This window comes from Pseudoduganella namucuonensis, from assembly GCF_900116645.1.
GTDB classification, from domain to species: Bacteria; Pseudomonadota; Gammaproteobacteria; order Burkholderiales; family Burkholderiaceae_D; genus Rugamonas; species Rugamonas namucuonensis.
Genome location: NZ_FPBO01000017.1, coordinates 54,656 through 79,111, shown reverse-complemented (window position 1 = coordinate 79,111; position 24,456 = coordinate 54,656). Strand labels below are relative to the sequence as shown.

The 24,456-nt window shown below is 67.1% G+C and carries 17 protein-coding genes; 4 read left to right on the top strand and 13 right to left on the bottom strand.

Going from position 1 to position 24,456, the window contains the following annotated elements; all coding sequences use genetic code 11:
• Nucleotide 1 precedes the first annotated feature (1 nt).
• The 4 genes from BM436_RS18420 to BM436_RS18405 form a co-directional block, all read right to left on the bottom strand.
• On the bottom strand, nt 2-1,495 hold the full coding sequence (locus tag BM436_RS18420; RefSeq protein ID WP_093556989.1) for an aldehyde dehydrogenase: 1,494 nt from the start codon (nt 1,493-1,495) through the stop codon (nt 2-4).
• A gap of 13 nt (nt 1,496-1,508) precedes the next feature.
• Complete coding sequence (locus BM436_RS18415) at nt 1,509-2,966, bottom strand: aspartate aminotransferase family protein (RefSeq protein WP_093556988.1); 1,458 nt, start codon at nt 2,964-2,966, stop codon at nt 1,509-1,511.
• Between the two features lie 47 nt (nt 2,967-3,013).
• Entirely contained in the window at nt 3,014-4,384 is a 1,371-nt protein-coding gene (locus BM436_RS18410; RefSeq protein WP_093556987.1) for a glutamine synthetase family protein, read from the bottom strand.
• A gap of 61 nt (nt 4,385-4,445) precedes the next feature.
• Nucleotides 4,446-5,201 carry a gamma-glutamyl-gamma-aminobutyrate hydrolase family protein gene (locus tag BM436_RS18405; protein WP_093556986.1) on the bottom strand — a complete coding sequence of 252 codons (756 nt, stop codon included), beginning with the start codon at nt 5,199-5,201 and terminating at the stop codon, nt 4,446-4,448.
• A gap of 113 nt (nt 5,202-5,314) precedes the next feature.
• Between BM436_RS18405 and pdxR the strand changes: the two genes are divergently transcribed.
• Nucleotides 5,315-6,829 carry a MocR-like pyridoxine biosynthesis transcription factor PdxR gene (gene pdxR, locus BM436_RS18400; RefSeq protein ID WP_093556985.1) on the top strand — a complete coding sequence of 505 codons (1,515 nt, stop codon included), beginning with the start codon at nt 5,315-5,317 and terminating at the stop codon, nt 6,827-6,829.
• Nucleotides 6,830-6,948: 119 nt separating this feature from the next.
• Nucleotides 6,949-8,403 (top strand): NADP-dependent succinate-semialdehyde dehydrogenase, encoded by a 1,455-nt coding sequence (gene gabD, locus BM436_RS18395; protein ID WP_093556984.1) that lies wholly within the window; start codon nt 6,949-6,951, stop codon nt 8,401-8,403.
• A gap of 59 nt (nt 8,404-8,462) precedes the next feature.
• Here gabD and BM436_RS18390 read toward each other — a convergent pair whose 3' ends face one another.
• From BM436_RS18390 to BM436_RS18375, 4 genes are all read right to left on the bottom strand, one after another.
• On the bottom strand, nt 8,463-9,311 hold the full coding sequence (locus BM436_RS18390) for an ABC transporter permease (RefSeq protein ID WP_093556983.1): 849 nt from the start codon (nt 9,309-9,311) through the stop codon (nt 8,463-8,465).
• Complete coding sequence (locus tag BM436_RS18385) at nt 9,308-10,225, bottom strand: ABC transporter permease subunit (RefSeq protein WP_093556982.1); 918 nt, start codon at nt 10,223-10,225, stop codon at nt 9,308-9,310. The genes BM436_RS18390 and BM436_RS18385 overlap by 4 nt, the downstream gene beginning before the upstream one ends.
• A 9-nt stretch (nt 10,226-10,234) precedes the next feature.
• Nucleotides 10,235-11,392: an ABC transporter ATP-binding protein gene (locus tag BM436_RS18380; RefSeq protein ID WP_093556981.1), complete on the bottom strand. Its 1,158-nt coding sequence runs from the start codon at nt 11,390-11,392 to the stop codon at nt 10,235-10,237.
• A 118-nt stretch (nt 11,393-11,510) separates the two neighbouring features.
• Nucleotides 11,511-12,881, bottom strand: coding sequence for a glutamine synthetase family protein (locus tag BM436_RS18375; RefSeq protein WP_093556980.1), 1,371 nt, complete (start codon nt 12,879-12,881; stop codon nt 11,511-11,513).
• A gap of 402 nt (nt 12,882-13,283) precedes the next feature.
• On the opposite strand from BM436_RS18375, the gene BM436_RS18370 reads away from it, so the two are divergent.
• Together BM436_RS18370 and BM436_RS18365 are read left to right on the top strand one after the other, a co-directional pair.
• On the top strand, nt 13,284-13,739 hold the full coding sequence (locus tag BM436_RS18370) for a hypothetical protein (protein WP_143133213.1): 456 nt from the start codon (nt 13,284-13,286) through the stop codon (nt 13,737-13,739).
• Between the two features lie 97 nt (nt 13,740-13,836).
• On the top strand, nt 13,837-15,774 hold the full coding sequence (locus BM436_RS18365; protein WP_093556978.1) for a DUF4214 domain-containing protein: 1,938 nt from the start codon (nt 13,837-13,839) through the stop codon (nt 15,772-15,774).
• Nucleotides 15,775-16,004: 230 nt separating this feature from the next.
• Here BM436_RS18365 and BM436_RS18360 read toward each other — a convergent pair whose 3' ends face one another.
• From BM436_RS18360 to BM436_RS18340, 5 genes are all read right to left on the bottom strand, one after another.
• Nucleotides 16,005-18,728 carry a nitrate reductase gene (locus BM436_RS18360; protein ID WP_093557060.1) on the bottom strand — a complete coding sequence of 908 codons (2,724 nt, stop codon included), beginning with the start codon at nt 18,726-18,728 and terminating at the stop codon, nt 16,005-16,007.
• A 103-nt stretch (nt 18,729-18,831) separates the two neighbouring features.
• Nucleotides 18,832-20,067, bottom strand: coding sequence for an NAD(P)/FAD-dependent oxidoreductase (locus tag BM436_RS18355; RefSeq protein WP_093556977.1), 1,236 nt, complete (start codon nt 20,065-20,067; stop codon nt 18,832-18,834).
• 1 nt (nt 20,068) lies between these two features.
• Nucleotides 20,069-20,416, bottom strand: a complete 348-nt coding sequence (nirD, locus tag BM436_RS18350; protein WP_093556976.1) for a nitrite reductase small subunit NirD — start codon at nt 20,414-20,416, stop codon at nt 20,069-20,071.
• Between the two features lie 20 nt (nt 20,417-20,436).
• Nucleotides 20,437-22,965 carry a nitrite reductase large subunit NirB gene (gene nirB / locus BM436_RS18345; protein WP_093556975.1) on the bottom strand — a complete coding sequence of 843 codons (2,529 nt, stop codon included), beginning with the start codon at nt 22,963-22,965 and terminating at the stop codon, nt 20,437-20,439.
• 17 nt (nt 22,966-22,982) lie between these two features.
• The gene (locus BM436_RS18340; protein WP_093556974.1) at nt 22,983-24,281 is read right to left on the bottom strand and encodes an MFS transporter; all 1,299 of its coding nucleotides are present in this window, start codon (nt 24,279-24,281) and stop codon (nt 22,983-22,985) included.
• Nucleotides 24,282-24,456 lie beyond the last annotated feature (175 nt).

Sequence of the window (24,456 nt, the reverse complement as noted above, 5' to 3'; positions counted from 1 at the left end):
GTCAGACCTGTATCCAGGTGGTTTTCAGCTCAGTGTACTTGTCGAAGGCGTGCAAGGACTTGTCGCGGCCGTTGCCGGACTGCTTGTAGCCGCCGAACGGCACGGTGATGTCGTCGCCGTCGTACTGGTTCACGTGCACGGTGCCGGCGCGCAGCGCGCGGGCGGTGCGGATCGCCTTGCCCATGTCCGCCGTCCACACGGCCGCCTGCAGGCCGTAGGGCGTGGCGTTGGCCTGGCGCACCGCGTCCGCCACGTCCGTGAAGGCGAGCACCGACAGCACCGGACCGAAGATCTCCTCGCGGGCGATGCGCATGCCGCTGTCCACGCCGTCGAACAGCGTCGGCTCCACGTAGTAGCCGCCGCTGCCGCCGCGCGCCCGATTGCCGCCGGCCAGCAGCTTCGCCCCCTCCGACTTGCCGGACTCGATATAGCCCATCACGCTGCCCAGCTGCGTGTTGTCGACGATGGCGCCCATCACTGTGGCCTCGTCCAGCGGATCGCCCGGCTGGAAGGACGGCACCATGGCCAGCGCCTTCTCCAGGAAGCGGTCCTTGATGGACGCCTCCACGAACAGGCGCGAGGGCGCGTTGCAGCTCTCGCCCTGGTTGAAGTAGATGGAGCCCACCGCAGCCTCCACGGCCGCGTCCAGGTCCGGGCAGTCGGCGCAGACGATGTTGGCCGACTTGCCGCCCAGCTCGGTCCATGCGCGTTTCAGGTTGGACTGGCCCGCCATCTGCATGATCTGTTTGCCGACCCGGGTGGAGCCGGTGAAGCCGATGCAGTCCACGTCCATGTGCAGCGCCAGCGCGGCGCCGGCCTCGTCGCCGTAGCCGGGCAGCACGCTGAACACGCCGGGCGGGATGCCCGCCTCCAGCGCCAGCTCGGCCAGGCGCAGCGCCGTCAGCGGCGATTTCTCGGACGGCTTCAGCACCACGCTGTTGCCGGCGGCCAGCGCCGGCGCGATCTTCCACGCGGCCATGATCATCGGGTAGTTCCACGGCACGATGGCGGCCACCACGCCCACCGGCTCGCGCGTGATCAGCGCCAGGCTGTTGGCGGCGGTGGGCGCGATCTCGTCGTAGATCTTGTCGATCGCCTCGCCGTACCAGCGCAGGCAGTTGGCGGCCGAGTTCACGTCCACGCTCTGGCTGTATTTGATCGGCTTGCCCATGTCCAGCGTTTCGAGCAGCGCCAGTTCGGCGCCGTTCTGCTGCACCAGGTCGGCGAACCTGATCATGGTCCGCTTGCGCTGCGCGGGCGCCTTCGCGCTCCAGCGGCCATCCTCGAAGGCGGCGCGCGCGGCGGCCACCGCCAGGTCCACGTCGGCGCCGTCGCAGCGCGCCACCTCGCCCAGCTTGCGCCCGTCGATGGGCGAGTGGTTGTCGAAGCGCCGTTCGGCGCGCGCCCACACGCGCTGGCCGTCGATGAACGCGCGGCCGTCGATGGCCAGCGCCGCGGCGCGCTCGTGCCAGTTGATGTTGTCCTTGCCAGTCATATCGCCTCCCGTGTCAGTTGCCGACCCAGCCACGCCGCTTGATGTCGGCGTGGGTAAGGTCCAGGCAGTGGCGGATCAACGCCACCATCTCGTCGATTTGCGCGCGCGTCATCACCAGCGGCGGCGCGATGATCATGCGATCGCCCACGGCGCGCATGATCATGCCATTGCCGAACATGTGGCCGCGGCACACCATGCCCACTTCCAGCGCCGGATCGAACAGTTCGTGGTCGTGCACCGCGGCGGCCTTGGCCTTCACCAGGTTGAGCCCCGCGACGAAGCCGCAGCTGTCGGCGTAGCCCACCAGCGGGTGGTCGGCCAGCTCGGCGAAGCGCCGCTCCAGATAGGGGCCGGTATCGTTCGCCACCCGGTCCACCAGGCCTTCGCTTTCGATGATGCGGATGTTCTCCAGCGCGGCGGCGCAGGCCACCGGGTGGCCGGAATACGTGAAGCCGTGATTGAACTCGCCGCCCTGTTCGATCAGCACCCTGGCCACGCGGTCCCCCACCAGCACGCCGCCCAGCGGCACGTAGCCCGAGGTCACACCCTTGGCGAAAGTGATCAGGTCGGGACGCATGCCGAACAGCTCGGAGGCGAACCAGCGGCCGGTGCGGCCGAAGCCGCAGATCACCTCGTCGGCGATCAGCAGGATGCCGTACTTGTCGCAGATGCGCTGGATTTCCGGCCAGTAGGTGGCCGGCGGGATGATCACGCCGCCGGCACCCTGCACCGGCTCGCCGATGAAGGCGGCCACCTTGTCGGCGCCCACTTCCAGGATCTTCTGTTCCAGCCAGCCGGCGGCGGCGACGCCGAATTCGTCGGGCGTCATGCCGCGCCCGGACTCCAGGTAGCTGGGCTGGCCGATGTGGACGATGTCCGGGATCGGCAGGCCGCCCTGGGCGTGCATGCCGTCCATGCCGCCCAGCGAGGCGCCGGCCATGGTGCTGCCGTGGTAGGCGTTGTGGCGGCTGATGATGACCTTGCGCGCCGGCTGGCCCAGCAGGTCCCAGTAGCGGCGCACCATGCGCACGTTGGTGTCGTTGCCCTCCGAGCCGGAGCCGGTGAAGAACACGTGCTGGAACCGCGGCGGCGAGATCTCGGCCAGCTTGGCGGCCAGCTGCACGGCCGGCAGGTTGGTGGTGTTGAAGAAGCTGTTATAGAAGGGCAGCGTCTCCATCTGCTTGTACACGGCCTGCGAGATGCTGGTGCGGCCGTAGCCCACGTTCACGCACCACAGGCCGGACATGCCGTCCAGGACCTTGTTGCCTTCCGAGTCCCACAGGTAGATGCCCTCGCCGCGCACCATCACGCGCACGCCCTTGCCGCCCAGCGCCTGGTGGTCGGTGAAGGGGTGCATATAGTGCGCCGTGTCCTGTCGCTGGATGGCTGCGGTGTCGAACTTCTCCGCGCGGGCCGCCGCGCGCGCGGGCGCGGCCAGCACGGTGCCGGGCGCGTTCGGGTTGGTTGACATGGCGATTCCTTTCGCTGAATGAGGTCGTCGGGTGTGCCGCCGCGGGCTTACACGTGCAGCAGCAGGTGCTCGCGCTCCCAGGGACTGATGACGGTCATGAATTCCTGGTGTTCCACGTCCTTGATGGCGGCGTACACGTCGATGAAGCGCTCGCCCAGCACTTCGCGCAGCTTGTCCTCGCGGCGCAGCGCGGCCAGCGCCTCGGGCAGGCCTTGCGGCAGCTCCACCTTCATGTCGTAGGCGCTGCCGGACATGGCGGCGGTCGGCTCCCGCTGCTCCGTCATGCCGAGATAGCCGCAGGCCAGCGTGACGGCCAGCGCCAGGTAGGGGTTGGCGTCCGCGCCGATGATGCGGTTCTCCACGCGGCGGTCCTGCACGCCGGACTCCGGCACGCGGAAGCCCACGGTGCGGTTGTCCATGCCCCACTGGATGTTGATCGGGGCGGCCGTGTGGCGCACCAGGCGGCGGTAGGAGTTCACGTAGGGCGCGACGATGGCCATCGCGGACGGCATGTAGCGCTGCAGGCCGCCGATGTAGTGCTTGAACAGCGTGGAGGGCGAACCGTCCTCGTTGCTGAAGATGTTCCAGCCCGTCTTGCTGTCCACCACGCTCTGGTGCACGTGCATGGCCGATCCCGGCTCGCCGGCCATGGGCTTGGCCATGAAGGTGGCGTACATATTGTGTTTCAGCGCCGCCTCGCGCAGGGTGCGCTTGAAGAAGAACACCTTGTCGGCCAACCCGAGCGGGTCGCCGTGCAGGAAGTTGATCTCCATCTGGCCGGCGCCGATCTCGTGGATCAGGGTGTCCACGTCCAGGCCCATCAGTTCGCAATAGTCGTAGATGTCCTCGAACAGCGGGTCGAACTCGTTGACGGCGTCGATGCTGTAGATCTGGCGGCTGGTCTCGGCGCGGCCGCTGCGGCCGATGGGCGGGCGCAGGGGCAGGTCCGGGTCGACGTTCTTGTCGGTCAGGTAGAACTCCAGCTCCGGCGCCACCACCGGCTTCCAGCCCTTGTCGGCGTACATCTTGAGCACGCGGCGCAGCACGGTGCGGGGCGCGAAGTCCACCAGTTTGCCGTCGGAGAAATAGCAGTCGTGGATCACCTGCGCGGTGGGGTCTGTGGCCCAGGGCACCATGGTGATGGTGGTGGGGTCGGCCTTGAGGATCATGTCGCGGTCGGTGGCGGAGATGGCGCGGTCGTAGGCGTCGTCCTCGGTCGGGTAGTTGCCGGTCACGGTCATGCCCAGCACGGCCTCCGGGATGCGCATGCCGCGCTCCTGGGTGAATTTGCCGCGCGGGAGGATCTTGCCGCGGGCGACGCCCGTCAAGTCCGGCACCAGGCATTCGATTTCGGTGACCCGTTTCTCGTTCAGCCACAGGTCCATGTCGGTGTAGCTGAAGTTTTCGCGTATAGCCATGGCTTTTCTCTCTTGGTTGTTTTCTGTATTGCCGGAGCGGATGGGGAGCGATGCGGCGGCGCTAGGGGATCCGGTCGCGATGCGCGCGGCAGGCCTCTCCGAACGCATGGAACAGTTGCATGGAAACGGGGTTGTCGGCGATGCGCCACTCGGGGTGCCATTGCACCGCGAGCAGGAAGGACGGCGCGCCGGCCAGGGAGTAGGCCTCCACCAGGCCGTCGTCGGCGCGCGCCTCGACCGCCAGGCCGGGAGCGAGGCGGTCGATACCCTGGCCGTGCAGGGAGTTCACGTCGATATGGCGCGCGCCGCCGAGGATGCGGGCCATCACGCCGCCCTCCTCCAGCGTCACGCGATGGGCCGGGGCGTACTGCCGTTCCAGGTCGTGATCCTTGTTTTCGCGGTGGTCGGCCATGCCGTCCACCTCGTGCACGGCCTGGTGCAGCGTGCCGCCCAGCGCCACGTTCACTTCCTGGAAACCGCGGCAGATGGCCAGCAGCGGCACGCCGCGCTCCAGCGCCGCGCGGACCAGCGGCAGCGTGGTGGCGTCCCGCGCCGGATCGAGCGGCAGCGACGGGTCGCGCAGTTCCTGGCCGTACAGGCTGGCGTGCACATTGGAGGGCGCGCCGGTCAGCATGACGCCGTCGGCCACCGCGAGCAGGGCGTCCAGGTCGGCCGCCCGGCCCAGCGGCGGAACGATCAGCGGCATGCAGCCGGCACCGGTCGGCACCGCGTCCACGTACTTGTTTTGCGCGGCGTAATAGGGGTGCGAACCGATCTTGTGGCTGCAGGCTGGTACCAGGACGATGGGAAGGCGCATAGTCTATTCAGCATTGCCAATTAGTGAACCCGATTTCATCATAGGCCCAATTTGGTATTATTACGAGCTCCACTTATCAGCAATAGATGGAACCACTTTAAGGGGTCACCGTCATGTCTCCCGCCTCCGATTTGCTGGCCGCCACCCTGGCGCAGGCCGACTTCCATCCCCGCCTGCCCCAGCAGCGCCGCCTGTACGAGGCGGCGAAGGTGGCGATCCACCAGAACCGCCTCGGCGCCGGCAACAAGCTGCCTTCGACCCGCGACCTGGCGTCCGACCTGGGCATCGCGCGCAACACCGTGATCGCCGCCTTCGGGCAGCTGGCGGCCGAGGGCTATGTCAACAGTGTGCTCGGCAGTGGCACCTACGTGGCGGATTTGCGCGAACTGGCGCGCGGCATGCGCAGCGGCGGCAAGGACGTGACAGGACAACAACATACCATGCCGACTGTTGCTCCGGCGCCACCCTTGTCCCGCCGCGGCGAGGAACTGACGCGCTACGCCGCCGGCGCGCGCTACGAGATCCAACCCTTCGCGCCGGGCGACGCGGACTTTTCATCCTTTCCCTTCAAGCAGTGGCAGCGCCTGCAGAACCGCGTGTGGCGCGAGGCGCGCGCCGACCTGCTGGACTATGGCCAGTGCGGCGGCTACCTGCCGCTGCGCCAGGCCATCACCGAATACCTGCGCCTGTCGCGCTCCGTGAAGGTGTCGGTGGAACAGGTGATGATCACCTCCGGCACCCAGCAGTCGCTGGACCTGTGCGCGCAGCTGCTGGCCGACGCGGGCGACACAGCCTGGGTGGAGGACCCCTGCTACTGGGGCGCGCGCCGCGTGTTCCAGGCGCGCGGGCTGAAGCTGCACCCCGTCACCGTGGACGCGGACGGCATGGCGCTGGAGCCCGAGGACCTGGCCACCAGGCCGCGCCTGGTCTACGTGACGCCCTCGCACCAGTACCCCACCGGCGCGGTCATGAGCCTGTCGCGCCGGCGCGCGCTGCTGGACGTGGCGGTGCGCAAGAACGCGTGGATACTGGAGGACGACTACGACAGCGAATTCCGCTACACCGGCCGCCCGCTGGCGGCGCTGCAGGGGCTGGATCACGACAACCGCGTGGTCTACATGGGCACCTTCTCCAAGGTGCTCTATCCCGGCATCAAGGTGGGCTACATGGTGGCGCCGCGGGAACTGGTGGAGCCGTTCAAGAGCGCGCTGTACGACTTGCAGCGCCCGGGACAGCTGATGGTGCAGGCCGCGCTGGCCGACTTCATGGCGCTGGGCCACTTCACCACGCACGTGCGCAAGATCCGCCAGATCTACGGCGCACGGCGCGAGACGCTGCGCCGCACGCTGGCCCAGCACCTGGGCGCCAAGGCGGCGCAGCTGGTGGCCATTTCCAGCGAGGAGTCCGGCCTGCACCTGGTGGTGGAGCTGCCCGACTGGGCGGACGACGTGGCGCTGCAGGCGCTGGCCAGGGAGGCGGGGTTGTCGGTCTATCCGCTGTCCAGCTACTACCTGGCGCCGCCCGTGCGGCGCGGGCTGCTGGTGGGCTACGCCTATGTGACGCCCGAAAAGATCGCCTACTACGGCAAGCTGCTGGCGTCCGTGATCCAGTCCGGCGTGCGGCGCTGAAGCCATTGGTTCCATCCTTATTGAATTTTCGGCCCGCCGATGGCCCCAGTCCGAGCCGAACCCGCCCCGGCGCCATGGTGGCGGTAGAATTCATTCGACGAATTCGCGAGGAGACTCCCATGCTGAACCTGAAAGACCCGACGCTGCTGCGGCAGCAATGCTACATCAACGGCGAGTGGCGCGATGCGGACGATGGCGACACCATCACCGTCACCAATCCCGCCACCGGCCAGGCCATCGGCACGGTGCCGCAAATGGGCGCGGCCGAGACCCGCCGCGCCATCGAGGCGGCCAACGTGGCCTGGCCGGCGTGGCGCAAGAAGACCGCCAAGGAGCGTTCGGCCATCCTGCGCAAGTGGAACGACCTGATGCTGGAAAACGCCGACGACCTGGCGCGGCTGATGACGGCCGAACAGGGCAAGCCGCTGACGGAAGCCAAAGGCGAGATCGTCTACGCGGCCTCCTTCATCGAGTGGTTCGCCGAGGAGGCCAAGCGCGTGGCGGGCGACACCCTGCCCTCGCCGTGGCCGGACCGCCGCATCGTCGTCACCAGGGAGCCGATCGGCGTGTGCGCGGCCATCACGCCGTGGAACTTCCCCTCGGCCATGATCACCCGCAAGGCCGGGCCCGCGCTGGCGGCCGGCTGTCCCATGGTGCTGAAGCCCGCCGAGCTGACCCCGTTCTCCGCGCTGGCGCTGGCCGCACTGGCCGAACGCGCGGGCGTGCCGGCCGGCGTGTTCAGCGTGGTCACCGGCCATTCGCGCGCCATCGGCGGCGAGCTGACCTCCAACCCCACGGTGCGCAAGCTCAGTTTCACCGGCTCCACCGGGGTCGGCAAGCTGCTGATGGAACAGTGCGCGTCCACCATCAAGAAGCTGTCGCTGGAACTGGGCGGCAACGCGCCCTTCATCGTGTTCGACGACGCCGACCTGGACGCGGCGGTCGAGGGCGCGATGGCGTCCAAGTACCGCAACGCCGGCCAGACCTGCGTGTGCGCCAACCGCATCTACGTGCAGGACGGCGTGTACGACGCCTTCGCCGCCAAGCTGGTGGCCGCCGTGGCCAAATTGAAGGTGGGCGACGGCATGGAGCCGGGCGTGACGCAGGGCCCGCTGATCGAGGAGAAGGCGGTGGCCAAGGTGGAGCAGCACATCGCCGACGCGCTGTCCAAGGGCGCGCGCCTGCTGGCCGGCGGCCAGCGCCACCCGCTGGGACAAAGCTTCTTCCAGCCCACCGTGCTGGCCGACGTGACGTCGGACATGCTGGTGGCCGGCGAGGAGACCTTCGGTCCGCTGGCGCCGCTGTTCCGTTTCAAGGACGACGAGGAGGTGCTGGCGCTGGCCAACGACACCGAGTTCGGCCTGGCCAGCTACTTCTATTCGCGCGACATCGGCCGCATCTGGCGCGTGGCCGAGGGGCTGGAGTCGGGCATGGTGGGGGTGAACACGGGGCTGATCTCGAACGAGATCGCGCCCTTCGGCGGCGTGAAGCAGTCCGGCCTGGGGCGCGAGGGGTCGAAGTACGGGATGGACGACTACCTGGTCATCAAGTACATCTGCATGGGCGGGATTTAAGCCGGTGCCGCGGCGGTTGCGAACTTGGGCTCCCGCCTGCGCGGGAGCGACCGGGCCTTTTACTCCGCGTCGTTTTTGTGGGCGGCGGAAATCTGCTGCCGGCGGCGCCGCTCGGCGCGCGCCATGTACAGGCTGGACGCGATCACGCCCATCGACACGACCAGGATGGTGAGCGTCGCCACCGCGTTCACGCGCGGGTCCAGCCCCAGCCTGGCGCGCGAGAAGATCACGATCGGCATGGTCGACGAGCCTGGGCCGGACAGGAAGGCCGACAGCACCACGTCGTCCAGCGACAGGGTGAACGTCAGCAGCCAGGCCGAGGCCAGCGCCTGCGTGATGTTGGGCAGCGTGACCAGGAAGAACACCTGGTGCGGCCTGCAGCCCAGGTCCATGGCCGCCTCCTCCAGCGAGCGGTTCATCTCGCGCAGCCGCGATTGCACCACCACCGTGGCGTAGGCCATGCCCAGCAGGGTGTGGCCTATCCACATCGTCAGCATGCCGCGCTCGGGGAAGCCGAACACCTTCTGCACCGACACCAGCATCAACAGCAGCGACAGGCCGATGATCACCTCCGGCATCACCAGCGGCGCGCTGGCCATGCCGGCGAACAGGGTGCGGCCGGCGAAGCGGCGGTAGCGGTCCAGCACGAAGGCGGCGAAGGTGCCGAGGATGACCGACGAGCAGGCCGTCAGCACGGCGATCTTCAGCGACAGGACGAAGCCGTTGACGATCTCCGTGTCGTTCAGCAGTTCGGCGTACCAGCGGGTGGAGAAGCCGCTCCACACCATGTCCTGGCGCGAGCTGTTGAAGGAGAACACCACCAGCACCACGATGGGCATGTAGAGGAAGGCGTAGCCGGCCGACAGCCAGCCGCGCCCGAACCAGCGCTGCAGGAGGGAGCCCTTCATTTGCGCCCCCCTTCTTGTTGCTCGGACTGGTATTTGTTCAGGATCGCCATCGGCACCAGGATCAGGAGTATGACCACGACCGTGACGGAGGACGCCATCGGCCAGTCGTTGTTGGTAAAGAATTCGTCCCACAGGACCTTGCCTATCATGAGCGTCTCGGGACCGCCCAGCAGCTCGGGGATCACGTACTCGCCCACGGCCGGAATGAACACCAGCATGGCGCCGGCGATGATGCCGGACCTCGACAGCGGCACCGTGATGCGCCAGAACACCTGCATCGGCGTCGCGCCCAGGTCGGCCGCCGCCTCCAGGAAGCGCACGTCCATCTTCACCAGGTTGGCGTACAGCGGCAATATCATGAACGGCAGGTAGGCGTACACCATGCCGATCACCAGCGAGAACGGGGTGTTCATCAGGTGCATGGGCTGATCGATGAAGCCCAGCGACATGAGGAAGCCGTTCAGGATGCCCTGGTTGGCCAGGATGCCCTTCCAGGCGTAGATGCGCAGCAGGAAGGAGGTCCAGAACGGCAGCATCACCATCATCATCAGCACCGGGCGCAGCGTGGGCTTGGCGCGCGCCATGAAGTAGGCGAAGGGATAGCCGATGAACAGGCAACAGACGGTGGTGATGGCGGCGTACTTCAGCGAACTGAGATAGGTCATCACGTACAGCTCGTCGCCGGCGATGAACAGGTAGTTCGAGAGCTTGACCTTGAGGGTGGCCACGCCCTCCGCGTAGGTCAGCAGGGTGCCGAAGGGATTGCTGACGTCCGCCTCGGAGAAGCTGATGCGGGCCACGATCAGGAACGGCACCAGGAAGGCGAACACCAGCCACAGATAGGGCACGCCGATGACCAGCGCGCGCCCCGTCAGCCAGCGCAGGGTGGACAGGTCCTTGAGGAATGTGAGCATGGCGCGGCCTTAGCTGGTCAGCACGACGACGTCGCTGCCGTCCCACCATGCGTGCACGCGCTGGTCGCGCCGCAGGCCCGCCTCGGCGTGGCGCGCGGAGTTGGTGCGGGCCACCTTGATCCGCATGCCGCTGTCCAGCAGGACCTGGTAGTGCGTTTCGTTGCCGAAGTAGGAGACCGACGAGATCACGCCCTGCACCGCGTTGTGGCCGTGCTCCTCCACCTTGGCGCGCTGCGACATGCTGGGCGGCGCCGCCTGCAGCACCATCTTCTCGGGACGCACCGCGACCCCGACCGCCATGCCGTCGGTGCCGGTGATGCCGTGGCTGACGTAGTGCGAGCCCTCCGGCGATTCGATGATCACGTGGTCCGGCTCGTCGACCTTGACGCGGCCCTCGAACAGGTTGACCGAGCCGATGAAGTCGGCCACGAAGCGGCAGTTCGGCGTCTCGTAGATCTCGCCCGGCTTGCCCACCTGGAGGATGCGGCCCTCGCTCATGATGGCGATGCGGGTGGCCATGCTCATGGCCTCGTCCTGGTCGTGGGTCACCATCACGCAGGTCACGCCGACCTGCTCGATGATGTTCACCAGCTCCACTTGGGTGCGCTCGCGCAGCTTCTTGTCCAGCGCGCCCAGCGGCTCGTCCAGCAGCAGCAACTGCGGACGCTTGGCCAGGCTGCGCGCCAGCGCCACGCGCTGCTGCTGGCCGCCGGACAGCTGGTGCGGCTTGCGCTTGCCGTAGGCCGCGAGCTGCACCAGCGCCAGCATCTTGTCCACGCGCTCCGCGATCTCCTCCTTCGGCAGGCCGTCGCGGCGCAGGCCGAAGGCGATGTTGTCCCACACCGACAGGTGCGGGAACAGCGCGTAGGATTGGAACATCATGTTGATCGGGCGCTCGTACGGCGGCACGCCGACGATGTCCTTGCCGCCCAGCGCGATCTGGCCGGTGGTCGGCGTCTCGAAGCCGGCCAGCATGCGCAGCAGGGTGGACTTGCCGCAGCCCGAGCTTCCCAGCAGGGCGAAGATCTCGCCCTTGTTGATCGTCACCGACACGTCGTTCACGGCGCGCACGCCGTCGAATTCCTTGACCAGGTTACGGATGAGCAGGAAAGGCTGGCCGGTTTCTACCGCTGTGGACGCGGGCGCGGCGGGTTGGACTGTCGTCATGTTGGCGAAATCTTAATGGTATAAAAAGGCATGCCGGGCGGCGGCGCCGTCCGGCGAAGACGTGATTATAAATGCAGCACCTTGCCAAATACCATCAATTCAAGCGCGCCGGGGCCGTCTACACGTGCAGCAGCAGGTGCTCGCGCTCCCAGGGGCTGATGACGGTCATGAATTCCTGGTGCTCGAGGTCCTTGATGGCGGCGTAGACGTCAATGAAGCGCTCGCCCAGCACCGCGCGCAGCTTGTCCTCGCGGCGCAGCGCGGACAGCGCCTCCGGCAGGCCGCGCGGGAACTCGTAGCGCATGTCGTAGGCGCTGCCGGTGGTGGCCGGCGTGGCGTCCAGCTGGTCCGTCATGCCCAGGTAGCCGCAGGCCAGCGTGACGGCCAGCGCCAGGTAGGGGTTGGCGTCCGCGCCGATGATACGGTTTTCGATGCGGCGGTCCTGCACGCCGGACTCCGGCACGCGGAAGCCCACGGTGCGGTTGTCCACGCCCCACTGGATGTTGATCGGCGCGGCCGTGTGGCGCACCAGGCGGCGGTAGGAGTTCACGTAGGGCGCGACGATGGCCATCGCGGACGGCATGTAGCGCTGCAGGCCGCCGATGTAGTGCTTGAACAGCGTGGACGGCGAACCATCGTCGTTGCTGAAGATGTTCCAGCCGGTCTTGCTGTCCACCACGCTCTGGTGCACGTGCATGGCCGATCCGGGCTCGCCCGCCATGGGCTTGGCCATGAAGGTGGCGTACATATTGTGCTTCAGCGCCGCCTCGCGCAGGGTGCGCTTGAAGAAGAACACCTTGTCGGCCAACCCGAGCGGGTCGCCGTGCAGGAAGTTGATCTCCATCTGGCCGGCGCCGATCTCGTGGATCAGGGTGTCCACGTCGAGCCCCATCAGCTCGCAGTAATCGTAGATGTCCTCGAACAGCGGGTCGAACTCGTTGACGGCGTCGATGCTGTAGATCTGGCGGCTGGTCTCGGCGCGGCCGCTGCGGCCGATGGGCGCCTTCAGCGGCAGGTCGGGATCGATGTTCTTGTCGGTCAGGTAGAACTCCAGCTCGGGCGCCACCAGCGGCTGCCAGCCCTTGTCGGCATACAGCTTGAGCACGCGCTTGAGCACGGTGCGCGGCGCGAAGTCGACCAGCGCGCCGTCCGAGAAGTAGCAATCGTGGATCACCTGCGCGGTGGGGTCGGTGGCCCAGGGCACCATGGTGATGGTGGTGGGGTCGGCCTTCAGGATCATGTCGCGGTCGGTGGCGGAGATGGCGCGGTCGTAGGCCGCGTCGTCGGTGGGATAGTTGCCGGTCACGGTCATGCCCAGCACCGCCTCCGGCATGCGCATGCCGCGCTCCTGGGTGAATTTACCGCGCGGCAGGATCTTGCCGCGCGCCACGCCCGTCAAGTCGGGCACCAGGCATTCGATTTCCGTGACCCGCTTGTCGTTGAGCCACAAATCCATTTCGGTGTACGTAAAGTTTTCCCGGATAGCCATCTCACCCTCACTAAAAGTCTTGATCAGACGCGAACCAGAAGAGGGTCCGCGCGCGGCGACTGCTGGGCGAGCGTAGCTAAGGGATGCGTTCCCGCGACCTGCGGCGGGTGGAAGCTTTGTATCCTGGGCGGCGCATGGGTGTCTGGGCCTCCGCTTTGCGTTTTTTGTTACCGATGAATCAATTTATCACATTTTCATGATTTGCCGTCACGCCCCATCGCGCGCGGCAACGCGGATTTGCCAAATGCAATATGTTGACAATTTACACAACTTCACCGCATGATATTTCATGCATTAATCCAACATGGATTTGCCCTCACCAGGAGATGAACAATGCCGATAATGACGCGGGATCTGAGGAACGCCCATGGGGTGGTTCAAAATATTGAACCGGGTAACATCGTGGATTTGGCCATCGCCACCATGGGTTTCGCCGGGTTCGAGGACCTGGGCAGTTTGGTGCAAGCGGTGACGGTGGTGAGGCGCGCCGAGCTGAACGACGCGCACTGGGAGCTGTTCTTGGAGTGTAATGGCACCTTGATCAAAGTGGACCTGACGATGCACGGATACAGGGTTTTGTATGGCGCCGCCCTGCCCGTCGGGGGCGCCATCACGTCCGAGCGGATCGTGCTGGACACGCCCAAATCGCTGGGCATCGTGCTGCGGGCGGTGTCCGACGTGGCGCTGGCCAAGGGGCAGTGGACGGGGACCCAGGCGTACAACTGCCAAGACTTCGCGATCGCGTTGATGCTGGAGATGCGCATGTCCACCAGGCGCATCTTCCCGTTCGAGCTCAGGCGCGCCGTGACCAAACGGAATGGCCGCCTCGGCCTGCCTGGGATAGGCGACGGCATGTAGACGGCGTCCCGGCCGGCGCGCCGGGCCGTGACGATTCGTGAGATTTGCGCCCGGGCCGCCGTGCTATCCTCGCGCGCCTCTTCTCACATAGACTGTCATGACTTATAAATCAACGCTTGCGGCCGCGGTGACGGCCGTCTTGCTCTCCGGCTGCGGCGGCGGGGACGCCACCATGGCCAACTCCCCGGCCCAGGGCAAAAAACAGGGCGCGGCGGTGGCCGACGCCCCGGTCCATGTCTTCCCCGGACCGCGGGAGGACTACCGCGTCACCCACCTTGGCGACACCACGACGGTGACGCTGAAATCGGACGAGCGGCAAACGGTCCAGGTGCCGGCGGACGCCACGCTGCGCTTCGACGATGGCTCGGCCGTGTTCGGCAAGGCGAACTCGGCCGCGCGCGTCCTGAGGCTGTACCAGGCCGCGTTCGGCCGCGCGCCCGACGCCGCCGGGCTGCGCTACTGGATGGGCGTGCTGGAGCAAGGCGCGCCACTCGACGCTATCGCGGCCGCGTTCTCCGCGTCGGCCGAGTACCAGGACCTGTACGGCAAGACGCCCACGGCCGAGGCCACGGTCGGCAATCTCTACAAGAACGTGCTGCGCCGCGAGGGCGACGCGGCCGGTTTCGCCTACTGGCTCGGCGTCCTGAACCAGGGCACCGCGACGGCGCCGCAAGTATTGGCCAGCTTCAGCGAAAGCCCGGAAAACCAGGAAGGCACCCGGGCCGCCACGGAGAACGGCGTCGCGCTGTTCGAACCCGGCGTCGCGTACAAGCCTGTCGCCCGCCCCGGCGCATCCCGGATCGTGCTGGCCGGGACCGCCGTGCAACTCGATGGCCGGGCCAGCAGCGGCCCCGGAAAACTCGGCTATTGGTGGACCATGGCGTCCAGGCCCGCCGGCAGCCAGGCCGCGCTGGCGGCGGCGGACACCGCCACGCCCACGTTCACGCCCGACGTAGCCGGCGACTACCGGATCGCGCTGACGGTCAGCGACGGGGTCTCGGCCGGCAAGGAGGCGTCGTTGCTGGTGACCGCCAGGGTCATTCCGGATGTGTGGAAAGCGGCCGCGGACAAAGTGCCCGCGAGCGGCAACTATGTCTACCTCGAAGGGGCGGAAGGCGATGCCATCGTCGGCAACAGCAGCAAGCTGTACAAGGGAAGCGACGCCTACCTGGGTGTCGGCGCGCAGGCCAATCTGCTGCACGTGTCGCTTGTCGATGTCCCGCCGAGCGGGACGGCCGGCCAGCGCTGGTTGGGCATTTTCAAACAGTCGGGCAACGCCACCGAGTTGGTCCCGGGCTACCACGCCGACGCGATCCGCAATCTGGGCTCGCCCGAGGGTCCAGACGGCCTTAGCTGGTCCAGCGTGCTCAACGGGGGCCGCATTTGCAACACGGTGCAAGGCTGGTTCGTGTTCGACAAGGTCAGTTACAAGGGCAAGGAACTCACCGCCTTCGACCTGCGCTTCGAGCAGCGTTGCGACGGAAGCCCGGCGGCGATGCACGGTCAAATCCACTGGGACGCCGCCAACCTGCCCGCGCCGGTGCTGCCCGTGCCGGCAGGCCTATGGTCGCCCAGCATCGACGCGCCGGTGGGGAACTACGTTTACCTGGAGAGCGCGGCGGGCGAGCACATCGGCGGCGGCAAGACCCGCCTGTATACGGAAGCGGGAGGCGCGAAAGTCGACGTCACCGGCGCTGAAATCAGTGCCAACGTGAAGGACGGCGACAGCGATTTGAGCGGACATTTCACGGGCTTCACGAATCTGCTGAACGAGCTGCAAGCCGGCTACTACGGCGACTTGCGGCGACACCCCAGCGCCTATGTCCAGGAAATCGCCGGCCCCCGCGACGACCGGGCCGCGATGGACTGGAGCGGCAACGGCCAGGGCTGCACCTCCCAGGCGATCGCCGGGTGGTTCACCATCGACAGCGTCACCTACGCGGCCGGCAAGGTGAAGACCCTGGACGCGCGCTTCGCGCACAGTTGCGGGGCCGGCGGCAGCCCCCTGTACGGCAAAATCCACTGGGCCTTCTGATTACGCCGGGGCCTCCGCGCTGATACTCGGCGCGGGATTCGATCAACGCCGGCAACAAGTTGCTCCGTCACCATCGGTGTCAGGCGCGACATTCGGACACGACCTCGTCCGTAGCGGCCACATGAGAATCTTGGTATAGCTGCGCCGCGAAAATAAGGTGGGGCGCAGGCGCAACAGCCGGGCTCGTGTCCGAATGTCGCGCCTGACACCGATGTGAAGCGGGAAACTTTTTACGCCGGGGCCTCCGCGCTGATCTCGGCGCGGGTTTCGATCAGCAGCTTTTTCAGCTCCGGCACGCAGGAGCCGCAGTTGCCGCCGGCTTTCACGCAGGCGGTGATCTCGGGCACCGTCTTCAGGTCCTTTTCCCGGATGGCGCCGCAGATGATGTTGCGGCCCACGCCGAAGCAGGAGCAGACCGTCGGTCCAGCGTCCACGCCCTTCGTCAACGGACGGCCGATCAGCAGGCTGGCGCGGTCCAGGTCCGACAACTCCTCTTCCGCGAACAAGCCGGCCAGCCAGTTGCGCGCCGGCAGGTCCAGCCGCGGCGACAGGAAGATGCATTGCTCGATGCGGTCGTCCACCACGTGCACGGCGCGGTACATGCCCTCGCTGCGGTCGGCGAATTCCAGCCAGTCGGCGTCCGGATCCTCCACGCCCAGCAGCTCGCGCGCCCACTCGCTGAAGTCGGCGATGGCGTTGCGGCCGGCCAGCTCGTAGCGGGCGAAGTCCAGGCCCTGGATACGGGTCCAGTGCGCCACCGAGTCCAGCTTCACTTCGCTGCGGCTCAGGATGAAGGCGTGCCAGCTGACGCGGAACTGCTCGATGCGCACCGGCGTGTGCTTGAATTCGGGCTCGCCGGAAACGGGATCGACCACCGGGTTCACCAGCGCGCCGACGCGGGCGTCCGACGAGGTCTGGTTGTTCCAGTGGATGGGGATGAACAGGCCGCCGCGCGCGATGCCGCCGCCGTGCTGCACGCGGGCCACCATGGCGCCCCACTTGCTGGTCACGCGCGCCAGTTCGCCCTCGCGCACGCCGTGGATCAGCGCGTCGCCGGGGTGCATGTCGATGAACGATTCGGGGATGTGGTCGGCCAGCTTGGCCGAGCGCCCGGTGCGCGTCATGGTGTGCCACTGGTCGCGCACGCGGCCGGTGTTCAGCGTCAGCGGATAGTCCTCGTCCGGCAGGTTGGCCGGCGCGCGCGTGGCGGTGGCGATGAAGCGCGCCTTGCCGTCCGGGTGCGCGTAGCGGCCGTCCTCGAACAGGCGCGCCGTGGGCGAGCCGCCGGTGCGGAACGGCCATTGCACCGGCTCCATCGCGTCGAAATCCTTGGCGTCCATGCCGGCCAGGCCGCCGATGTCGAAGAAGCGCGGCACGTCGTGCAGTTCGTTGCGGTAGGCGCTCAGGCGGGCGTGTTCGTCGAACACCTCGGCCGCGCTGTCGAAGCCGAAGCCCGTGTAGCCCATGCGCTGCGCGAAGCGGGACAGGATCCACCAGTCGGCGCGCGCCTCGCCCGGAGCGGACTGGAAGGCGCGCTGGCGCGAGATGCGGCGCTCGGAGTTGGTGACGGTGCCGTCCTTTTCGCCCCAGCCCAGCGCGGGCAGCAGCACGTCGGCGAAGGCGTTGGTGTCGGTGTTCTGGATGATGTCGGAGGCGACCACCAGCTCGCACTTGGCGAGCGCGCGGCGCACCTGGTCGGCGTCCGGCAGGCTGACCACGGGATTGGTGGCGATCACCCACACCGCCTTGACCTTGCCGGCCTCGATGGCGTGGAACAGGTCCACCGCCTTCAGGCCGCCCTTGTCGGCCATCGTCGGCGATTCCCAGAAGGTTTGCACCACTTCGCGGTGCTCGGCCTTTTCCAGGTCCATGTGCGCGGCCAGCATGTTGGCCAGGCCGCCCACTTCGCGCCCGCCCATGGCGTTCGGCTGGCCGGTGATGGAGAACGGGCCCATGCCCGGCTTGCCGATGCGGCCGCCGATCAGGTGGCAGTTGATGATGGCGTTGGCCTTGTCGGTGCCGGCGCTGGACTGGTTCACGCCCATCGAGAAGCCGGTGATGACCTTGGCGGTGGCGGCGAAGCCCTCGTAGAACTCCATCAGCGCGCCCAGGCTGATCTTGCAGGCCTTGGCGACGGCGGCCGGATCGGCGCAATCGACCTCGGCCGCGGCCAGGGCCGCGTCCAAACCGTTGGTGTGCGCGGCGACGTAGTCGGGATCGACCGCGCCGATGCGCGACAGGTAGCTCAGCAGGCCGTTGAACAGCCACACGTCGGTGCCCGGCTTGACGGGCAGGTGCAGGTCGGCCAGCTCGCAGGTGGCGGTGCGGCGCGGGTCGACCACGATCAGTTTCAGCTCGGGGCGCTTTTCCTTTTCCTTGGCGATGCGCTGGAACAGGATGGGGTGGCACCAGGCGGCGTTGGAGCCGACCAGCACGATCATGTCGGCCAGTTCCAGGTCTTCGTACGACACCGGCACCAGGTCCTCGCCGAAGGCGCGCTTGTGGCCGGCCACGGCGGAAGACATGCACAGGCGCGAGTTGGTGTCGATGTTGGCGCTGCCGACGTAGCCCTTCATCAGCTTGTTGGCGACGTAGTAGTCCTCGGTGAGCAGCTGGCCGGAGACGTAGAGCGCGACCGCGTCCGGGCCGTGTTCGGCGATGATGGCTTTCCATTTGTCCGCCACCATGTCCAGCGCCGTGTCCCAGTCCACGCGGCGCGTGGCGTCCGAGCCGCGCTCGTCGCGCACCTGGGGATACAGCAGGCGGCCCTTCAGGCTGATGGTGTCGCCCAGGGCCGAGCCCTTGACGCACAGGCGGCCGAAATTGGCGGGATGGTCGGTGTCGCCGGCGATGTCGAAGCCGCCATCCGCCTTGGGCGTGGCCTTCACGCCGCAGCCGACGCCGCAATAGGCGCAGGTGGTTTGCACTGAGAGGTTGGCTATGGACAGGTTCACGATGATTCTCACTATATTTCGTTAGCGGCTGCTGGGGACAGACCCTACGCGCCAGACACCCTGGCTCAAGCCAGCGGCGCGGAACGCGGGTCTGTCCCCGGTTTTACGCCGCGCACAGGGCCTGGCCGAACAGCAGATGCTGGCGGATGGCGCTGATGTCGGTGCGGTTCTGGATCAGGTCGAAATACCACGGGCCGTCCTGCACGTCGCCGTACAGCACGGCGCCGATCACGCAGCCGCCCTTGAGCACCAGGCGCTTGTAGACGCCGCGCCGCGCGTCGCGCAGCACCAGGTCCTCGCTGCCCTCGCCGCCGATGAAGTCACCCACCGAGTACAAGTCTACACCCGTCACCTTCAGGCGGGTGGGCGAGGCTTGCTGCACGTAGCGGCGGTGGCCGGCGCCGGCCAGGTGGGCGCCGCACACGCGCGCCTGTTCCCAGATCGGCGCCACCAGGCCGAACAGCGCGCTGCGGTGCTGCACGCATTCGCCGACGGCGTACACCCGCGGGTCGTAGGTCTGCAGCGTGTCGTCGACCACGATGGCGCGGTCGCAGTGCAGGCCGGCCGCTTTGGCCAGTTCGATGTTCGGGCGCACGCCGGCCGTCATCACCACCAGGTCGGCCGGGATTTCGGAACCGTCCTTGAAGCGCACGGCCGTCACGCGGTCCGGGCCGACGATTTCGGCGGTCTGCGCGCTCAGCATGAAGTTCAGGCCCTTGCCCTCCAGCGCCTTTTGCAGCAATTGCGCGGCGGGCTTGTCCAGTTGCTGGTTCATCAGCGCGTCGGTCACGTGCACCACCGTCACTTGCATGCCCTGGCGCAGCAGGCCGTTGGCGGCCTCCAGGCCCAGCAGGCCGCCGCCGATCACCACCGCGTGGGTGTGGTTGCGCGACGCCTCCAGCATGGTCTCCACGTCCTGGATGTCGCGGAAGGCGATCACGCCCGGCAGCTGGTGGCCCGGCACCGGAATGATGAAGGGCTTGGAGCCGGTGGCCAGCAGCAGCCGGTCGTAGCGCACTTCCTTGCCCGACTGGGCGCGCACGACGCGGCGGCGGCGGTCGATGTGCACCACCGGGTCGCCGGCGTGCAGCGTGACGCCGTTGCGCTCGTACCACTCGCGCGTGTGCAGCATGATGTCGTCCACCGTCTTCTCGCCCGCCAGCACCGGCGACAGCAGGATGCGGTTGTAGTTGCCGTACGGCTCGGCGCCGAACACGGTGATGTCGTACAGGTCCGGCGCGAGCTTTTGCAGCTCCTCCACCGTGCGCATGCCGGCCATGCCGTTGCCGATCACGACCAGCGCCGGCTTGGTGTTTGGCTTGGCTGCCGCGGCGTTCATGTTACGCGCCCACCCATACTTTGCCGCCGTCGACGCGCGCCGGGAAGGTCGCGATCGAGTGCTCCGGCGCCTCCAGGCATTCGCCCGTCTGCAGGTCGAAATGGTGCTTGTAGATCGGCGAGGCGACCACGATGCGCTCGCCCAGGCTGCCCACCAGGCCGCGCGACAGCACCGAGGCGTCCGAGTTGGGGTCGAAGTTGGAGACGGCGAACACGCGCGGCTCGTCGCCTTTCAGGCGGAACACGGCCACGGCCTCGCCGTTCAGCAGGGCGCACACGCCGGTGTTGGGGACGATGTCGTCCAGGTCGCAGATCGGCGTCCAGTTGGCGGTCAGGTTGTCGCGGTGCATGGTGAATCTCCTCAGGCTACTTAGGCTACTTTGATCGGGATGACGACGGCTTTGCGCTCGGCCACGGTGGCCGGACGGATCTGGCCGCGCTCCTCCATGAAGACCACGTTCGGATCGGCCTTGTCGCTGTTGACGAAGTGGCGGAAGCGCTTGCGGGTCTCCGGATCGGTGACGGCGGCCTTCCACTCGCACTCGTAGGTGTCGACCACGTTCTGCATGTCCGCTTCCAGCTCGGCGGCGATGCCCAGCTTGTCGTTGATGACCACGTCCTTCAGGTAGTCCAGGCCGCCCTCCAGGTTGTCGCGCCACACGCTGGTGCGCTGCAGGCGGTCGGCGGTGCGGGTGTAGAACATCAGGAAGCGGTCGATGTACTTGATCATCGTGGCCTTGTCCAGGTCCGAGGCGATCAGCTCCGCGTGGCGCGGCTTCATGCCGCCGTTGCCGCACACGTACAGGTTCCAGCCCTTCTCGGTGGCGATGATGCCCACGTCCTTGCCCTGCGCCTCGGCGCACTCGCGGGTGCAGCCGGACACGCCGAACTTGATCTTGTGCGGGGCGCGCAGGCCCTTGTAGCGGTTTTCCAGTTCGATCGCCAGGCCGACGGAATCGTCGACGCCGTAGCGGCACCAGGTCGAGCCGACGCAGGATTTCACCGTGCGCAGCGACTTGCCGTAGGCGTGGCCGGTTTCGAAGCCGGCCGCGATCAGTTCCTCCCAGATCGAGGGCAGCTGCTCGACGCGGGCGCCGAACAGGTCGACGCGCTGGCCGCCGGTGATCTTGGTGTACAGGCCGTATTTCTTGGCCACCATGCCGACCGCGATCAGGCCGTCGGCCGTGACTTCGCCGCCCGGCATGCGCGGCACCACCGAGTAGGTGCCGTCCTTCTGGATGTTGCCCAGGAAGTAGTCGTTCGAATCCTGCAGGCTGGCGTGTTCCTTCTTCAGCACGAACTCGTTCCACACCGAGGCCAGGATGCTGGCGGCCAGCGGTTTGCAAATGTCGCAGCCCAGGCCCTTGCCGTGCTGCTCCAGCAGCGCGTCGAAGGTGCGGATGTTGCCGGCCTTGATGATGTGGAACAGCTCCTGGCGCGAGTGGGCGAAGTGTTCGCAGACGTTGTTGTTGACGTCCATGCCCAGCTTCTTCATCTCGGCCTTCATCACCTGCGTCACCAGCGGCACGCAGCCGCCGCAGGCGGTGCCGGCCTTGGTGCAGCTCTTGATGGCGCCGATGGTGGTGCAGCCCTCGGCCACTGCGCCGCAGATGGCGCCCTTGGACACGTCGTTGCAGGAGCAGATCTGCGCGCCGTCCGGCAGCGCGTCCACGCCCAGGCCCGGCTTGGCCTGGCCGTCCGACTGCGGCAGGATCAGGAACTCGGGCGATTCGGGCAGCTCGATCTTGTTGAGCATCATTTGCAGCAGGGTGCCATACTCGCTGGCGTCGCCCACCATCACGCCGCCCAGCAGGTAGCGGCCGCAGCTCGACACCACGATCTTCTTGTAGACCTGTTTGCGCTCGTCCATGAACTGGTAGGAGCGGCTGCCCTCTTCCTTGCCGTGCGGGTCGCCGATGGAGGCCACGTCCACGCCCATCAGTTTCAGCTTGGTGCTCATGTCGGCGCCGGTGAATTCGGCGATCTCGCCCAGCAGGTGCTTGGCGGCCACGCGCGCCATCTCGTAGCCGGGGGCCACCAGGCCGAAGATCATGCCGCCCCACAGCGCGCACTCGCCGATGGCGTAGATGTCGCGGTCCGAGGTCAGGCAGTTGTTGTCGATGACGATGCCGCCGCGCGGGCCCACTTCCAGGCCGCATTCCTTGGCCAGCATGTCGCGCGGGCGGATGCCGGCCGAGAACACGATCATGTCGGTGTCCAGGTGGCTGCCGTCGAAGAATTCCATGCGGTGGGTGCCGTCCACGCCGTCCACGATGGACACCGTGTTCTTGGCCGTGTGCACCGTCACGCCCAGCGCCTCGATCTTGGAGCGCAGCATGCGCGCGCCGCCGTCGTCGACCTGCACCGCCATCAGGCGCGGCGAGAACTCGACCACGTGGGTTTCCAGGTTCATGTCACGCAGCGCCTTGGCGCATTCCAGGCCCAGCAGGCCGCCGCCGATCACCACGCCGGTCTTGGCGCGCTGGCCGCATTCGAGCATGGCCTCCAGGTCCTCGATGGTGCGGTAGACGAAGCAGTCCTTGCGGTCCTTGCCGGGCAGCGGCGGCACGAAGGGGAAGGAGCCGGTGGCCATCACCAGTTTGTCGTAGGGCAGAACATCACCGTCATTGGTGGTCACGGTCTTGGCGGCGGGGTCGATGGCGACCGCGCGGGCGTTCAGACGCAGCACCATGTCGTCGCGCTCGAAGAAGCCGGGCTTGACCAGCGACAGGTCCTCTGCGGATTTGCCGGAGAAGAACTCCGACAGGTGAACGCGGTCGTATGCCGGACGCGGTTCCTCGCACAGTACCGTCACCTGCATGTCGGCGACCGGAGTGGCTGCCAGGCTTTCCAGAAACTTGTGGCCCACCATGCCGTGGCCAATGACGATGATCTTCATGTATTACTCCCTAATGTTTATGCTGCGGCAAGCGCCGATTCTTCTACTGCCGTCGTGCTGAAGCGGGCGGCGATCGCGCACAGCGCCGAAGCCGCGACCAGCACGCCGAGGATGCTGAGGGTTTGCTGCACGTTGCCGCCGGTGCCCTTCATCAGGAAACCGGCCGCCACCGCGCCCACGTTGCCGCCGGCGCCGATGATGCCGGCCACGCCGCCCAGGGCGCGCTTGTCGACGAAGGGCACCAGGGCGTAGGTCGCGCCGCAAGCCATGTGGGTGAACATGCCGAACACCAGCATGGCGATCACGGCGAACATCACGCTGTCGGCGTTGGCGAACCACAGCAGGCCGGCGCCTTCGCCGATCATCATGATGAACAGCAGCGTGACGCGGCTATTCAGGTTGCCGCGCATGGCGGCCTTGTCGGAGACCCAGCCGCCCAGGGCGCGGGCGAACAGCGCCAGCAGGCCGAAGCTGGCGGCGGCCATGCCGGCCTCTTTCAAGGACAGGCTGAAATGGTCGACGTAGTAGACGGCGGCGATGTTGTGGATGAAGATCTCCACGCCGAAGCAGGCGCCGTAGGTGACGAACAGCAGCCAGACGCGGTAGTTGGCGGCGGCCAGTTTGAAGCTCTCCCAGCCGCCTTTCTTGCCGCCTTCGATGGCGATGCCGGCCGCGCGCAGCTCGCTGTAATTGCCTTGCGGGCAGTCTTGCGTGAATTTCCAGTACACCACCGACATGACCAGCATCAGCACGCCCGGCACGATCAGGGCGGCGCGCCAGCCGAAGGTCTCGGACACGCCCATCATGATCATCGCGGCCATCAGCAACGGCATCAGCGCCTGCGCCGCGCCGCCGCCGGCGTTGCCCCAGCCCGCGGCCGCCGCGTTGGCGGTGCCGACCACGTTGGGGCCGAACATCACCGAGGTGTGGTACTGGGTGATGACGAAGCTGGCGCCGACCGCGCCGATCAGCAGGCGGAAGAACAGGAAGCTCTCGTAGGTCTGCGCCGCGGCCACGCCCAGCACGGGAATGGAGCCCAGCACCAGCAGGCCGGTGTAGGTCTTGCGCGGGCCGTAGCGGTCGCACATCGGGCCGATGATCAGGCGCACGATGATGGTGATGGCCACGGCGGCGATGTTGATGTTGGCGATCTGCGCCATCGTCAGTCCGAATTCGCCTTTAATGACCGGCATCAGCGGCGCGCAGGCGAACCACGCGAAGAAGCAGATGAAGAACGCCATCCACGTCAGGTGGAACGCCCTCATTGGCGGCGTGGAGATCGAGAAGAGTTTGATGCTGTTTGCTTTGCTGGCCATTTTTTTTGTCCCGTGTAATAAACAAAAAGGCGTCCGCGCAGCGAGGTCTGAAACCAAGCCGGGCGGACGCCTTTGTCCTTTTGCCGATCCTTCGTTAGATCGACGTCATGTCTGGGGGGATCGCCATTGATCCTGTCCTTATCTATGCAAGCGCCGTGCCAGGTTCATCGGGCGC

Coding starts and splice junctions, on each gene's coding strand:
- BM436_RS18415 (WP_093556988.1), bottom strand. CDS start 2,966: ATGTCAACCAACCCGAACGCGCCCGGCACCGTGCTGGCCGCGCCCGCG.
- nirD (WP_093556976.1), bottom strand. CDS start 20,416: ATGCACCGCGACAACCTGACCGCCAACTGGACGCCGATCTGCGACCTG.
- BM436_RS18340 (WP_093556974.1), bottom strand. CDS start 24,281: ATGGCCAGCAAAGCAAACAGCATCAAACTCTTCTCGATCTCCACGCCG.
- BM436_RS18375 (WP_093556980.1), bottom strand. CDS start 12,881: ATGGCTATCCGGGAAAACTTTACGTACACCGAAATGGATTTGTGGCTC.
- nirB (WP_093556975.1), bottom strand. CDS start 22,965: ATGAAGATCATCGTCATTGGCCACGGCATGGTGGGCCACAAGTTTCTG.
- pdxR (WP_093556985.1), top strand. CDS start 5,315: ATGTCTCCCGCCTCCGATTTGCTGGCCGCCACCCTGGCGCAGGCCGAC.
- BM436_RS18410 (WP_093556987.1), bottom strand. CDS start 4,384: ATGGCTATACGCGAAAACTTCAGCTACACCGACATGGACCTGTGGCTG.
- BM436_RS18380 (WP_093556981.1), bottom strand. CDS start 11,392: ATGACGACAGTCCAACCCGCCGCGCCCGCGTCCACAGCGGTAGAAACC.
- BM436_RS18405 (WP_093556986.1), bottom strand. CDS start 5,201: ATGCGCCTTCCCATCGTCCTGGTACCAGCCTGCAGCCACAAGATCGGT.
- BM436_RS18365 (WP_093556978.1), top strand. CDS start 13,837: ATGACTTATAAATCAACGCTTGCGGCCGCGGTGACGGCCGTCTTGCTC.
- BM436_RS18420 (WP_093556989.1), bottom strand. CDS start 1,495: ATGACTGGCAAGGACAACATCAACTGGCACGAGCGCGCCGCGGCGCTG.
- BM436_RS18390 (WP_093556983.1), bottom strand. CDS start 9,311: ATGAAGGGCTCCCTCCTGCAGCGCTGGTTCGGGCGCGGCTGGCTGTCG.
- BM436_RS18355 (WP_093556977.1), bottom strand. CDS start 20,067: ATGAACGCCGCGGCAGCCAAGCCAAACACCAAGCCGGCGCTGGTCGTG.
- gabD (WP_093556984.1), top strand. CDS start 6,949: ATGCTGAACCTGAAAGACCCGACGCTGCTGCGGCAGCAATGCTACATC.
- BM436_RS18385 (WP_093556982.1), bottom strand. CDS start 10,225: ATGCTCACATTCCTCAAGGACCTGTCCACCCTGCGCTGGCTGACGGGG.